At 49.8% G+C, this 13,428-nt stretch carries 11 protein-coding genes; 5 read left to right on the plus strand and 6 right to left on the minus strand.

Features of this window, described 5'->3' with window-relative positions; translation table 11 throughout:
• Positions 1–41: 41 nt before the first annotated feature.
• The 3 genes from MKY59_RS02610 to MKY59_RS02620 all read right to left on the minus strand — a co-directional run bounded on the left by MKY59_RS02610 (position 42) and on the right by MKY59_RS02620 (position 4,762).
• Positions 42–1,016 carry an SMI1/KNR4 family protein gene (locus tag MKY59_RS02610; RefSeq protein WP_339275840.1) on the minus strand — a complete coding sequence of 325 codons (975 nt, stop codon included), beginning with the start codon at positions 1,014–1,016 and terminating at the stop codon, positions 42–44.
• Positions 1,017–1,248: 232 nt separating this feature from the next.
• Positions 1,249–2,280: a ribonucleotide-diphosphate reductase subunit beta gene (locus MKY59_RS02615; protein ID WP_236417551.1), complete on the minus strand. Its 1,032-nt coding sequence runs from the start codon at positions 2,278–2,280 to the stop codon at positions 1,249–1,251.
• A gap of 148 nt (positions 2,281–2,428) precedes the next feature.
• The gene (locus MKY59_RS02620; RefSeq protein ID WP_339275842.1) at positions 2,429–4,762 is read right to left on the minus strand and encodes a ribonucleoside-diphosphate reductase subunit alpha; all 2,334 of its coding nucleotides are present in this window, start codon (positions 4,760–4,762) and stop codon (positions 2,429–2,431) included.
• 765 nt (positions 4,763–5,527) lie between these two features.
• On the opposite strand from MKY59_RS02620, the gene MKY59_RS02625 reads away from it, so the two are divergent.
• Positions 5,528–5,863, plus strand: coding sequence for an MTH1187 family thiamine-binding protein (locus MKY59_RS02625; protein WP_236417549.1), 336 nt, complete (start codon positions 5,528–5,530; stop codon positions 5,861–5,863).
• A gap of 119 nt (positions 5,864–5,982) precedes the next feature.
• Here MKY59_RS02625 and MKY59_RS02630 read toward each other — a convergent pair whose 3' ends face one another.
• The gene (locus MKY59_RS02630; protein ID WP_236417771.1) at positions 5,983–6,504 is read right to left on the minus strand and encodes a stalk domain-containing protein; all 522 of its coding nucleotides are present in this window, start codon (positions 6,502–6,504) and stop codon (positions 5,983–5,985) included.
• 356 nt (positions 6,505–6,860) lie between these two features.
• Positions 6,861–7,997 carry a PsbP-related protein gene (locus MKY59_RS02635; RefSeq protein WP_339275844.1) on the minus strand — a complete coding sequence of 379 codons (1,137 nt, stop codon included), beginning with the start codon at positions 7,995–7,997 and terminating at the stop codon, positions 6,861–6,863.
• Between the two features lie 357 nt (positions 7,998–8,354).
• On the opposite strand from MKY59_RS02635, the gene MKY59_RS02640 reads away from it, so the two are divergent.
• From MKY59_RS02640 to MKY59_RS02650, 3 genes are all read left to right on the plus strand, one after another.
• Positions 8,355–8,459 carry a YjcZ family sporulation protein gene (locus tag MKY59_RS02640; RefSeq protein WP_236417547.1) on the plus strand — a complete coding sequence of 35 codons (105 nt, stop codon included), beginning with the start codon at positions 8,355–8,357 and terminating at the stop codon, positions 8,457–8,459.
• 411 nt (positions 8,460–8,870) lie between these two features.
• Positions 8,871–8,993 (plus strand): YjcZ family sporulation protein, encoded by a 123-nt coding sequence (locus MKY59_RS02645; RefSeq protein ID WP_236417769.1) that lies wholly within the window; start codon positions 8,871–8,873, stop codon positions 8,991–8,993.
• A 484-nt stretch (positions 8,994–9,477) separates the two neighbouring features.
• A complete protein-coding gene (locus MKY59_RS02650; protein WP_339275846.1) occupies positions 9,478–11,001 on the plus strand; it encodes an HD domain-containing phosphohydrolase in 1,524 nt (507 codons plus the stop codon).
• Here MKY59_RS02650 and MKY59_RS02655 read toward each other — a convergent pair.
• Positions 10,994–11,647 carry a phosphatase PAP2 family protein gene (locus MKY59_RS02655; protein WP_236417545.1) on the minus strand — a complete coding sequence of 218 codons (654 nt, stop codon included), beginning with the start codon at positions 11,645–11,647 and terminating at the stop codon, positions 10,994–10,996. The two genes, MKY59_RS02650 and MKY59_RS02655, sit on opposite strands and share 8 nt — an antisense overlap.
• A gap of 221 nt (positions 11,648–11,868) precedes the next feature.
• Between MKY59_RS02655 and MKY59_RS02660 the strand changes: the two genes are divergently transcribed.
• The gene (locus MKY59_RS02660) at positions 11,869–13,281 is read left to right on the plus strand and encodes an ATP-binding protein (RefSeq protein WP_339275848.1); all 1,413 of its coding nucleotides are present in this window, start codon (positions 11,869–11,871) and stop codon (positions 13,279–13,281) included.
• Positions 13,282–13,428: the final 147 nt, after the last annotated feature.

A 13,428-nucleotide genomic window follows, 5' to 3' on the forward strand; every position in this document is an offset into this window, starting at 1 on the left:
TCCATGCTCCGAAACAGAAGATTTTTACTGCACTAATGGCCTTAATCCTCGATATCTTCGCCTTCGTCTCCCTCATCAAACACGCTGTCATCCACCAAGCCGCGAATGAAGGCTTCAAAATTCGGCGCAAGGTAGGTGATCTCGTAATCGTCTTCCTGGTCGACGTGTACGACCGAAGGCTCGCCTTCCGGCCCGCAGAGACGGTAATCCAGCATGACGACGTCATGGCCCGCGGACGGGCAATCGCAAATGACGATGCCAAGATCGGGATATCCCCATTCTTCGATCATGAAACGGCTGCCCAGGCCACCTCCAAAGGAATGGGACCTGTCTCGGCGGATGCCGTGAATGTCCGTTATGGCAATATGGTCTTCGGCCCAGGATGTCGCTTCTTGGGTGGGAAAAGAGGTGCGCGACGGCGTGCCGCCGTTTTGCGATTTCATGAGGGCGATGTAGGCCGCGGGAATTGTATATCCGAGTTCTTGCTCAATGGACCGAACCACGGCTTCGTCCACCGGTTCAGAAATTTCATTTGCTCGTGCATACTCGTTTCCTCTCCAGAATGAAGCAAGGTCGAACCCTTCGAACGGCAAGGCGCTCCCATGTTTCTGTTTCCAGATGGCCGCATCCAGTTTGCAACGCTGCTGATCCCGGATCATTTTCTCTGCTTTGGGACGAATATATTCGATGTAATCGAGCGTATCTTCGTCGCCCGGCTGCAGCCTGTTCGCTTCACGGAAAGCATGCAGTGCCTGGTCATACAGCCCCAGATGATGATAGGCGAAGCCCAGCCGGAAATGCCAAAGCGGATCCTGCTTACCTTCGTCGGCAACGGATAACAGCTGTTGGATCGCTTCCCGGTAGCGCTCGTCATTGTTATATGCCCGGGCAAGCTGGCTGATCAGCCCATAGCCGCGCTCTTGTACCGGGACTTGCTGAATTCGTTCGATAATCCGGCTGTATTCGTCATTGTCGTGCCAGTCGTGAAGCTGTGCAAGAAGCTCTTCATGATCCATGATGAGGCCCCATTTCGTTGAAAGATGTGAATCCCTTCCATTATACTGCAGCTTGTTCGCTTTACTCAAAATGAAGGGAGGGAAACGTGGCCGCGCCTACGATTGTATGTGATCGCTGTAACGATCCAATGAAAGTGGGATCGACAAAAAAACGGATGAAATCCTATTCCGGGATTTCATCCGTTTTCTATTCTGCCAAGTCAGGCATGGGCAAGCCGATGTTGACTGAGTTTTACAAATCGTCGAACCCGTTGTCGTCGCCGACTTTGCCGTAGTTGCGGGATTTGGCTTCGAAGAAGTCTGTTTTGGTTGCGTTCAGCGCTTCGTCGGAGAATGGTTTGATCCAAGGCATGCAGTTGACGTCAACGCCTTCGTACGCTTTTTCCATGCCCATCAGGCGCAGGCGTTTGTTGGCGATGTATTTGATGTAATCGGAAAGCTCGTTCAGGTCGATGCCGTTTACGTTGCTGAGCGTGTAATGGGCCCAGTTGGTTTCGAGCTGCACGGCACGGTCGATCGTTTTGTAGACGTAGTCCATGTTTTCCGCTGTGTTCAGTTCTGGGAAGTCTGCGAGCAATTGTTTGAACACTTCGGCGAAGAAGTAGCAGTGCTGGTTCTCGTCGCGTTGGATGTACGAAATCATTTGGCTTGTCGCCATCATTTTCTGGTCACGGGCCAGGTTGTAGAAGAAGGCAAACGTGCTGTAGAAGAAAATACCCTCCAGAATGAGGTCTGCAACCATCGCCTGGAAGAACGTCTGCGGAGACGGTTCGTCCCGGAAGCTTTGATAGATGTCGGAGATGAACTGGTTGCGTTCCAGCAATACCGGATCATGTTTCCAATACTCGAAAATTTCCTTTTGTTCTTGCTCGGATACGATGGAAGAAAGCACGTAGGAGTAGGATTGGTTATGAACCACTTCCTGCTGCCCGATAATCGCCGAGATCGCTTCGAGCGAGGAATCGGTGAAGTAGCGTTTCACGTCGCCCACAAACATCGTTTGCATGGAGTCCAGCACCGCAAGCAGGGAAATGTTGATCTTGAACGTACGCTGCTCCTCGGGGTCCAGCTGCGCGAACTGGGAAGCATCCTTGGACATCGGGATTTCATCCGCGATCCAGTGATTCAGGAGCAAAACCTTGTACAATTTGTACATGTGAGGCATCCGAATGTCATTCCAGTTCAGAATGCCGGAGCATTCGCCTTCGATAATGCGGGTCGATTGGTTGGGGGCTTCCGTATTGAAAATTTTCTGTAATTGCATGAAACGATTCACTCCTTAAAAAATCTATTTCAACATCCGGGTGGATGCAATGATCCGGTTTTGGGCAAAAAAACAACCAGGGCAGCGCCGGTTTGCAAAGAAAACAGGGTGCCCTGGAGGTTATCGTAACTCAGGGATAATTCATTAATCAGCTAGCGCAGGATTCGCATTCTTCGATGGTCAATGCGCGGCTGCGGACGTAATAGGTTGATTTCAGACCGGCTTTCCAGGCATGCAGATGCAGGTCCAGGAATTCGGTTGCTTTGATGTCCGGACGAACGTACAAGTTGAAGCTTTGGCCTTGGTCCACGTGGCGCTGGCGGGCCGAGGCCATGTTGATCGAAGCATGCTGATCCACCATGAACGCCGTTTTGTAGTACCAGATCGTTTTTTCGGACAGATCCGGTGCCGGGTTGGCGATTTTGTACGTCGTTTTCTCTTCGTAGGACAACAGCTCATAGAGCGGGTCGATGCTGGCCGTCGAGCCGGCAATGATGGACGTCGAGCCGTTCGGCGCGATCGCGAACATCCACGCATTGCGCACGCCGTTCCGCTGCACTTCGGCTTGCAGTTCTTTCCATTGCTCCGTCGTTACGAATTCGCCGACGCGGTTGCCTGTCGTGTAATCACGCTGCTCGAAATATTGCCCGCTTTCCCAGTCGGAGCCTTTGAATTTCGGATAATGTCCTTTTTCCTTGGCCAGCTCCATGCTGGATTTCACGAGCAGGTAGTTGATTTTTTCGTACAGGTTGTCGTTGTAGGTCACGGCTTCGTCGGACTCCCAACGGATGCCTTCCAGGGCAAGCAGATGGTGCAATCCGAATGTTCCAAGGCCCACGGCACGATATTGGCTGTTCGTGTATTGGGCTTGCAGCACTTCGATATTGTTGATGTCGATCACGTTGTCGAGCATGCGAACCTGGATCGGAATCAGGCGCTCCAACACGTTATGAGGCACGGCGCGTGCCAAGTGGATGGAGTTCAGGTTGCATACCACGAAATCGCCGGGAACTTTTGAAATGACGATGCGCGTTTGGCCGTCCTTCGTGACGAGTTCTTCTTTTTCCACGACGGTTGCCGATTGGTTCTGCATGATTTCCGTGCACAGGTTGGAAGAGTATACCATGCCGTGTGCGCGGTTCGGGTTCGCCCGGTTGACCGTATCGCGATAGAACATGTAAGGCGTGCCGGTTTCAAGCTGGGATTTCATGATACGTTTCATGATGTCGATCGCTTGTACCGTAATGCGGGACAGCAACGGATGGTTGACGGCTTCCTCGTACTTCTCGCGGAATGTACCTTGGCCAAACGTTTCATCGTAGAAGTCTTCCAACCCGAGTGCGCGTCCGTTTTCGTCTTTCCATCCCATCACTTTCTTCACTTCGTGCGGGCAGAACAGGCTCCACTCGCCACGCTGCTCGACACGTTCCATGAACAAGTCAGGCAGACATACGCCGTGGAATACGTCATGCGCACGCATACGCTCGTCCCCGTTGTTCAGCTTCAGGTCAAGGAAGGCGAGAATGTCTTTGTGGAATACGTCCAGATAAACGGCGATTGCGCCTTTCCGCGTACCGAGCTGATCCACGCTGACGGCTGTATTGTTCAACTGGCGAATCCATGGGATGACGCCGGAGCTTGTGTTTTTGTGTCCGCGAATGTCGGAGCCGCGCGCTCTGACTTTGCCGAGGTAGACGCCGATGCCGCCGCCCATTTTGCTGAGACGTGCCACGTCGGTATTGGAGTCGAAGATGCCTTCCAGCGAGTCATCCACGGTATCGATGAAGCAGCTGGAGAGCTGTCCGGCTACCTTTTTGCCGGCATTGGACATCGTTGGCGTCGCTGCCGTCATGTACATGTTGCTCATTGCCCAGTACGCTTCTTTGACCAGGTCCATGCGTTTCTCGGCTGGTTCCTGGTGCATCAGGTACATGGCGATGACCATGTAACGCTCTTGCGGAAGTTCCATGACTTTGCCGTCAAAATCATGGGCGAGGTAACGTTCTGCCAGCGTAAGCAGGCCAATATAGTCGAACAGCAGGTCATTGCGGTAGTCGATGCAGTCTGCGAGCTCGTCGATCTGCTCTTTGGTATAACATTCGAGCAATTCTTCGCGGTAGATGCCCTTTTTCACCAGATCTACGATCAACGGGTAGAAAGCACCGTACGGCTCGTCCGGATAGGATTTGTAGCGGCGGTTGTTGGCCGCTTTTTTGTACAGGGAAGTGAGCAGGGAACGCGCTGCGGCGAATTTCCAGTTGGGTTCCTCTTTGCTGACGAGCTCCAAGGCGCTCATCATAAACGCGGAACTGATTTCGTCCCCGGTGACCTCGTCGCGGCGAAGCTTGCTGTTCACCCCGCGTACCAGGCGCTCCTTGTCGAGCATCTCCAAATCTTGCAGAATGCGGTCGGCATAGACCGAAATGCGCATGTCGTCAAAGGCCAGCTGACGATTGTTCGGCTTGGTCACAACTTGTGGCATGGATATTCCTCTCTTTCATACGGTCAAAGTGTTTTGGAAAATTCTTATGTTAAGAATTGAGTTGTTACGATGTGGTGTAGCTGCTAATTCGTGCTGTTTCGTATGCGGACAAAATGGCTGCTGCAATGGCTATTCAAATGCTTAGGCAGCAAGTTGCGGGTAAGGCAGTGCACGGTGCATGTCCATACAAAAAGCATTCTCCCTGCCTCACGGCCGAAAATGCTTTCTGATGTCCGGCTGTCCTCTTCATGCCTCCAAAAAGCTGGTTAACACAGGGACACCGTATGTAAACAGTGCTGGTGCCAAAATATGATGGAAGCCGATGGACTTGCGCAGTCCAAACAGCCCCGGTGCCTCGAGGTCGACTCTGTTCGTGGAGAGCAATGCGCACCTGCCAAAGATGTCTTTGTAGGTAGTCCCATTTTTGTTTCTCGCGAACCTGCAGAAGTAGACTCATAGAAGCGGGGTTATAACATTTCACTACATTTTGTTGCTGCTATCCTAATGTAACCCAACATATAGTGTTTGTAAACAGGCCGATAAGCCAAAACGTAATTCCGAGTATATCATATGAAGCCTCAATACCGCAAAGGAAAAGGACTGGAAGATTTGCGGATTGCCCAAAAAAAATTTTCGTCAAAAGAGGGTGACGTTTTAACGTCAGTTTGAATTGGCGTTCATTCAACTGGTACAATAAAATAAGTCAAAAACGATCACAAAATGGGTGGCCGAGCGGATTTGCACGGTCAGAGGGAGGCTAGCGAAATGGCAATAGCGGAAGTAACTGTAATTCCGATCGGAACCGGAACCACCAGCTTGAGCGGTTATGTAGCGGATATGCAAAAAGTATTGGAAAGGCAGCGGGGAATTACATATCAGCTGACCTCGATGAGCACGATTATCGAAGGACCGCTGGACGAAGTGTTCACGGCGATTGCCGCGCTGCACGAGGCGCCGTTCCTGTCGGGAGCGCAGCGGGTATCCACGTCCGTAAAAATCGACGACAGGCGCGACAAACCGGGTGCATCCAGTGAACAAAAGCTGCAGTCGGTGCGCGACAAACTAACTGCGCTGCCGTCCCGTCCGCAAGAATTGAATTAAACCTGCATTTTCGTGAATTCTGTTGTGTTAAATTACGAATTCCTGGCATCTTGTTATGGCCTAAATTAATGCAAACAAAAAGCTTCGCGCTTACACAGCGGAAGCTTTTTGTGGCTTCATTAACGGATGAGGCCCGCTTCTTTTAGATCTGCCCGTTTAAGAACGAGGGAACCTTGAAGCTTTTTATAGCGAATGGTTTTTCCGGTAGGATCGGCAACAACCTTTTCCTCATTTTCTTTCAGGCCATTGGCATCCACGGTTAATAGCGTTTTTAGGTCTTTGGAAACGGTATATACATCTGCAGAATCACCCTTAAGCTTGACTTCATAACCATAAGAAGCGGACAGGTCGATTAGAGTGATCCACTCGGACTGGGACTGGCTTTTGGCCGAAAACTGAATGGACCGATTGGCACTTTGATAATTTACTTCGTAACCAAGCAGTTTCGCAGCTTCCCGCAATTGGACATATGTATTCCCTTTATAGAGCAATTGATCAGAGGAAACGGATCTCGATTGACCGTTGACCACGATTTTGAAGTTAGCAATAGTAGCCTGAATTTTTTGAGAAGTTGCGGCTACAGCCATGGAAGAAGACCCAATCAACATCCCCAGCGATAATGCCACAATCACCTTTTTCATTTTCACTTGAATCATCACTCCTAGAACAAGATATGGTGTTATCTGAGAATCATACCCGATTGTGACAAGATAGACACGGGTTGATATCATTATTTTTATAATGCTAATGGCTCAATTATCATTTTGATTTATGTTCTGAGGTTTTTATGAAAGAAGTACTATTGTCCTTCATTTTTGCGATAAATTCTTTGATGACTGTGTCCTTTTTTGACATGAGTCCGGTCTAGACGTGCACGAACGCCTATAGAGAGTCAAAGAGCGAGCCTCCCGTTGTTTTAACATCGGGGGCTCGCTCTTTGTGTTTTACGAATATTCTGGTGAATATGGCGTTAACGTTCTCTTTCTGTGGAAAGAAATTATTCTTGTTCCAGGAGTGCTGCACCAATCAGTGTGGCATTCGTATACCCGCCGCTGATGTTGGCGAAAGAGAAATTGGTGATTGGCGGCCCAATCACAGTGGCATAATCGCCTTCCAACAGATCACCGGTGCTGTTCGGATAGACTGCAACGATATTGTTCTCGTTATCATCCATGATGTGAATCACGGAGAAGGTTGCGCCCAAGGAATTATTTTCTTCGACGCTGACGACCTCGCCGCTAATTTGAATGAATGATTCGAAATAGTTGGCGATGTTTTTATTCAAATGTTTCGGCGTTACGGCAGGGTCTACCAGTTTTTTAACTTTTTTCTGAACATCAGGCGTCTCGGGAATGAACAAGTCACTATTTTGGGCAAAGAAATCGTAGGATGGCTGCTCCATGAACGCAGTTTGTTCAGTGATGATTGGCGTGATCTCGTTGAAGAAATCAGCCGCCGTTTCAAATGCGACGTCATCTGATCCGGCAGCATCGCTGGCCTTCGTGCCAGTGGTTTGTGCTGTTGCCGGCGAAATGGTCACGGAATTCAAAATATCCTCAACCTCTTTTTTACCGGCATCATCGTAGGAATCCTTGCCATAGGTCAGCGTAGCAGTATACAGTTCCGCATTCACGGGAATCATGTATTGGACCATGACCACCTCGACGCCGGCTGCGTTTTTATAAGTGCCTTGCAACACGCCGCCTTTAAAATCTTTATTTGGCTTATCGGTGTAACTGGTTTTTTGATATCCTTCAATACCTGCGTTTATGCCGTTGTTAACATAGTAATCAACAAGCGTAGCGGCCAACTGCTCGGGATCAGCAACCCCGCTTGCGTTGGCTTCAATCGTAAAATTGATATTATCCGCAAACTTGGTAGCAGCAGGGTCGGAGAAGGCCGCTTTGATGGCAGGCGAGTTCAGCTGGCTTGTATCAAATTCTTTCCAATCTTCTGGATATGAGAAGGAAAAGCCTTCTCCGCTGTATGTAGTATATTTTGCGCTTTCATTGGCCGTTGCTTCGGTAGTCGTTGTCGTTTGAGGCTGAGTTGTTTCCGATGTTGTCGATTTTTCTGCATTCCCGCAAGCGCTGAGTAGTGCGGCAAGGGCGAGAACGGTAATTATCTTTTTCATTGATATATTCTCCTAAGTGCTATTCCCATCGGCTGGGATATTTTTTCTGTGGTTATTGTTGACTTTGGATTGGTGAGGATATGCCAATGATGTGGATAGATTCGTCTTGTAGATAGGTTCCATCTCTTTCATAGAGAATCCATGTCCCGGTTGAACATAAACCGTTTCTTCTTTTTTGCTTCTGCCTCCTTTCCTCATTGGTGTGCACCCCTCAGGTAAATTATAACGCTTCTTGCTGAATAAGGTTTCAATTTGTTTTTGTTTCAGGCAGAAATCGCCCATTTTCGGCATGAGCCCGGTCTTGAAGGGGAGAAATGCATATAGTGAATCGTACCCCACGTTAAAGGAGGGTTTTACATGAGTGGAGTTGTAGGTGCTTACGGCAACCCGTGGACATCGACAGGCGCCATCTTGGTCCTGTTCATTCTCTTGGTCATCATCACCAAATCTTTCTGGGTATAGCTTGATCGACTCCGCCGGGCAACCGGCGGAGTTTTTCTTTTGCGGACAAGCTCGGGGAGGAAAAAAGGCCAGAAGTTTCACAGCGGCATGGATCAAAGACAGGGTACGAAAGCCCATTTTGTGCCAAGAGGGCCATAGCCCGGTCCGGGAAAGGGCTGGATACATAGCTTAGGGGTGTAGGCAAATGCTAAGGAGGAATGAACGATGAGCGAAGTGAATAAACCGAAAACACCGAACGGGAAAGGTCATGTTTACTCTAATAATATGGGAGGTTATGGAAATATGCAGGGAAATGCAGGTTATGATGCGAATGGGTACGGACATGGTTACCCTAACAGTTATGGTTACGGTTACGGCTATGGAATGCCAACGGGGTATGGCTATGGATATCAGCCGAACCAAGGTCCTGTTATGAAACAGGATTATCAGCAAAACTATGGATGCTACGGGTACGGCGGCGGCTGGAGTTCGGTGGGCACCATCCTCGTATTGTTCATCCTTCTGGTCATTATTTCCAAAACGTTTTTCATCTAATGGGCACATAACATGGAAAAACACCCGGAACCCAATTCCGGGTGTTTTGTGTATGTTTTCAGTCTTCTCTGGAATAAGTGATGTCCAAACAACAAAAGCCCTGCCTCTCTTTTGTCCTTGCGGCTCCGATGACCGCGCCAGTGTGAATGGAAAAATCTTGCGTACCCTGCAAATACCGGGTCAGTGCAATTCAGGTTCTTCAATCTCCATGGGTTAAGTGATACATATTCGCTGCGGATGCAGCATGAAGAAAATATTCAGGGGTTAAAAGAAGAGTGAAAATCATTTGAGGTTGTAAACCAACTTTATTATCATACCACATCATGTAATTTTTTGCAAATATATTGAATCCTTTTCATGATTGCGCACGGCCTAAATATTAATTCTTTCCGCCCAATTTGCCGATAACACATATACAAGCGTCATCAAGATCCGCCTTATTTACAGGGGAAGAAGTGATGCAAATGGAGAGTGAGGGATAAGGGTGGAAATTTACCGTTCGTTTGTAGTTCGTTTGTTGCGGAATTATGTGATGGGCTCCGTGGCGGCTTTGGTCATGATTGGAACCGTCATGATGGTTTCCACCTTGCAATTCCCAAAAGCCCAACTTATGCACCTGATCGTTATTGTAGCGATTTCCCTGCTGTCGATGACAGGGTTCGAATGGCTGACCCTCAAGCGTCAACTTCGCCCGATAAGGCGCTTTTTTGCTGCCAAGCGAACGGATCGGGCCGAATTGAACGGAATATATGAGCGAATTCACCGTTTGCCGGAACAGGCGGCTTATCGCATTCTAGGTCCCCATTTGTTTGGCTTTGCCCTGCCGGCAGCAGGTCTAACGTGGTGGATGTTCTTTAAGGGCTGGATCCAATTCTCGCCCGAATATGTAGCTATTGCAGCGGTCTGCGCGCTGTTGATTGCCGGGATGCATGCTTTGGCCGAGTATTATCTCACCGTGCTGGCCATCAGGCCGTTACTGCTGGAGGTAAGAAGGCTGGGAAAGATCCAGCATGGCTTCGAGCCGTCGCTTGGCGGTCGCATCATGGTATCCTTTCAACGCAAAATCCGGTTAAGCACAGCTATGATCAGTCTGTTTCCTCTGCTATTGTTCTTTTTTGCCACTTCGATTCGCTTGCAGTACGTGGACCATGAGTTTGCCCGGGAATATCTGATATGGGCCCTTCTGATCGTCATCCTGGGGGCAGGGGTTGCCATGGTCGGGAGCTGGCTGCTGATTCGCGATGTACGAGACCCCGTGAAGGAACTGACCGAGGAGATGAACCGCATTCAAGAGGGGGATTTCGGCCGAAGGATGCCGGATTTGTACGGCGATGAATTTTCCGCGCTGATCGCCGGATTCAACATGATGATTAACCGGCTCGAAATCAGGCAGGAGCGCAACCGGCAACTGACGCAGAGCTACTTTACGACGCTGGCAGCCGCCCTGGATGCAAGGGACAAGTACACGGCCGGACATTCGATGCGTGTCGCTGAATATTCCCTCATGATCGGCAAGCTGAGCGGAATGAGCGAGGAGCAGTCAGACCTTTTATACAAATCTGCCCTGCTGCACGACATCGGCAAAATTGGAATTCCGGATGAAGTTCTGCACAAAGACGGCAAGTTGACCGACGATGAGTTCGACATTATCAAAACGCACCCCGTGCTGGGGGAAAACCTGTTGCAGCAAATCGAGCCGGCTGAAGCGATGGCGGATTTTCTGCCGGGAGTGCGCTCGCACCATGAACGTTATGATGGAAAAGGGTATCCGGATGGGAAAGCGGGTCAGGATATTCCGGTATTCGGTCGCATTATCGCGGTAGCGGATGCATTTGATGCCATGACCTCGGACCGCCCGTACCGGAGCGGAATGAGCCATGAACGGGCATTGGCCATTTTAGAGGAAGGAAAGGGGACCCAATGGGACCCCCATTATGCGGGTTTGTTCATCAATGAATGGAGGCGCAGGCAGCATCTCCACGGTTCGCCGGACAAAAGGGTCAGTTGATTCTTTCTGTCCATTTGGATTCTTTTCTGCGCCGGCGGTGCAGGAATAGTCCGGTAACCAGTGTGAAAATGAGCTCGCCCAAGATGATAGCTCCGAGCGCATCGTAGATAACATGCTGCTTGATCAGCAGGGTCGAGAGCACGATGACTGCCGAACCGCTGGCGATGAGCAGTTTCACTTGCCGCTTTATTCCCTGGACGGAGAATGCCGCCCGCATGACCAGGTAGGAGTATAAGGCATGAATGCTGGGAAAGCAGTTGAACGGTTCGTCCCGGTCATAAAGCCAGCTTACGATGGAACTGCCGATGCCGCTTCCTGTAATCACGGGGCGGTGTACCGTCGTCTGAAAATTGAAATAAATGAGATAACAGATCCAAACACAGATGTTCATGGACAACAACACCCGGTAATAGACTTCTCGGTCTTTGGCACAGAGATAAGCGAGCACGCCGAAAACGAACGGATACCATCCCAGGTATGGAATGGACATCAAGGGAAGGAACGGAATCGCTTGATCGATGGGTGAGCGCAACACGACGAATCCGCGATCAGGTGAATTGAGGACATCATAGAACAGTCCCATAACGACAAGCGAGAGCATCAGGCTCAAAGACAGCCAGTAGGATTTGCTTTTTAGCGATTGCACGGCAGTGCTTCTCCTTTCGTCCACGTCTGCAAGGAAGTGGATGCAACGAATAAATAGACAATAATATATTTTACAATTTTAAGCGCACAAATTGAATCGGGATTTGTGTGTTTTTTTGTGTACATTTTCCAGGGCAGAATGTCGAAGATTGGCTGAGCGTGATATGATGAAGGTACAAAAGGGCCGTCCATTGCGATGGTTGGGACAACGGGAGTGAGTGAATGGAATTTTCAAAAATGTTCGTCATGAATATGGGGATGCTGATTACATTCGCCTATCTTGCTAGTCTGTTCTATAAATACGTTGTCATACGAACTTCTCCCAAATTTAAACAAATGATATCGGTGTTCCTGCTCATACTGGCCGGGTGGATCAGCATGGTTTTTGGCTTCCAACTGAACGATGAGGTCATTTTCGATCTTCGCTTCGTTCCGTTGATCGTTGCAGTGCTGACGTACAGGCAGCCTTATAGCGTTTTCCTGATCGGGTTGGGGATCGGACTGACTCGGTTAACCTTCGGCATTAACGAGGCCACGCTGGCCGGATTGATCAACTTGACTATACTTGGCGCAGTGTGCGCAGGATTGAATGTCTGGATGAGGCGAACGGACTATAGGCTGATTATCAAGGCCGTGCTTGTGATCCTGATCGTAAATATGGTTAATAGCCTCAACATTGCCGCGTTTGGCGTCATCCCGGCAACGTACTTTTTCTCGCATATCATGCCTTACACGCTGCCGGCCGGGGTCGTGCTCAGCTTTGTATTTACGGTTATTCTGCGGGATTTTCAGAATGAACAGAATCGGATTGTGCTCATACAGAGCACCAATCGCCTATTATCCTTGCAAAAGGAAGAACTGCAGCGCGCTCAGGCGGTGCTGGAGGAGCGTGCGAGGCAGCTTGCGCTGGCTTCGCAGTACAAATCGGAATTTCTGGCCAACATGTCCCATGAGCTGCGGACGCCGCTGAACAGCGTCATTAATTTTGCGCAAATGATCAGTGAAAACACGGACACGATGGACAAGGAGGAGATCGTCCGATTTGCGGAGATGATCGACCAGTCCGGTCAGGAGCTGCTCGCGTTGATCAACGATATTTTGGATTTGTCCAAGGTGGAGGCAGGACGGCTGGATATCGTGCTTGAGCAGATTGGCGTCAAGCAGCTGGCCGAGGATGCGATGAGCCACTTTCTGTTGGTTGCGGAGAAGAAGGGCATTCAACTGCTGATGGAACAGGAACCGGGCGTCCCCGAGACGTTGTGGTCCGATCCGCAGCGCATCCAGCAGATTTTGCGCAACCTGGTGTCCAATGCGGTTAAATTCACGCATCAGGGGACCGTAAAGCTGACGATCAGCAGCGAGGCCTGCAGCGAAGGCTTTTCGGGCCGGTGGATCGTCTTTTCCATTAAGGATACGGGAATCGGCATCCCGAAGGAACGGCACCAATCGATTTTCGAAGCATTTCAGCAGGCGGACGGTTCGATCAGCCGCAAATTCGGCGGCACAGGTCTGGGTCTGTCCATCAGCCGTGATTTGGCCGGATTGCTGGGTGGTTTTATTCAGCTTGAAAGCGCGGAGGGAGAGGGAAGCACCTTTCGTTTGTACCTGCCGTTGACTTGTGAAAAAATGAATTGACAACGCGTATGCCGCGAGTGGAAGTTGGAAAATTCCTGAAGGTCATCCTCTTTGGGCTATGCGCCGTCCTATGTAACGGACGTTAGTTGCCCGAGGACAGGATCGTGATATAATAATCATCAACCAAAACAGGATGAAAGCAAAGGA

The organism is Paenibacillus sp. FSL W8-0426 (assembly GCF_037969725.1).
Lineage (GTDB): Bacteria > Bacillota > Bacilli > Paenibacillales > Paenibacillaceae > Paenibacillus > Paenibacillus hubeiensis.

Bases quoted from the DNA above. Each gene is read 5' to 3' on its own strand.
- MKY59_RS02610 (WP_339275840.1), bottom strand. From the start codon at position 1,016: ATGGATCATGAAGAGCTTCTTGCACAGCTTCACGACTGGCACGACAAT.
- MKY59_RS02615 (WP_236417551.1), bottom strand. From the start codon at position 2,280: ATGCAATTACAGAAAATTTTCAATACGGAAGCCCCCAACCAATCGACC.
- MKY59_RS02620 (WP_339275842.1), bottom strand. From the start codon at position 4,762: ATGCCACAAGTTGTGACCAAGCCGAACAATCGTCAGCTGGCCTTTGAC.
- MKY59_RS02625 (WP_236417549.1), top strand. From the start codon at position 5,528: ATGGCAATAGCGGAAGTAACTGTAATTCCGATCGGAACCGGAACCACC.
- MKY59_RS02630 (WP_236417771.1), bottom strand. From the start codon at position 6,504: ATGAAAAAGGTGATTGTGGCATTATCGCTGGGGATGTTGATTGGGTCT.
- MKY59_RS02635 (WP_339275844.1), bottom strand. From the start codon at position 7,997: ATGAAAAAGATAATTACCGTTCTCGCCCTTGCCGCACTACTCAGCGCT.
- MKY59_RS02640 (WP_236417547.1), top strand. From the start codon at position 8,355: ATGAGTGGAGTTGTAGGTGCTTACGGCAACCCGTGGACATCGACAGGC.
- MKY59_RS02645 (WP_236417769.1), top strand. From the start codon at position 8,871: ATGAAACAGGATTATCAGCAAAACTATGGATGCTACGGGTACGGCGGC.
- MKY59_RS02660 (WP_339275848.1), top strand. From the start codon at position 11,869: ATGGAATTTTCAAAAATGTTCGTCATGAATATGGGGATGCTGATTACA.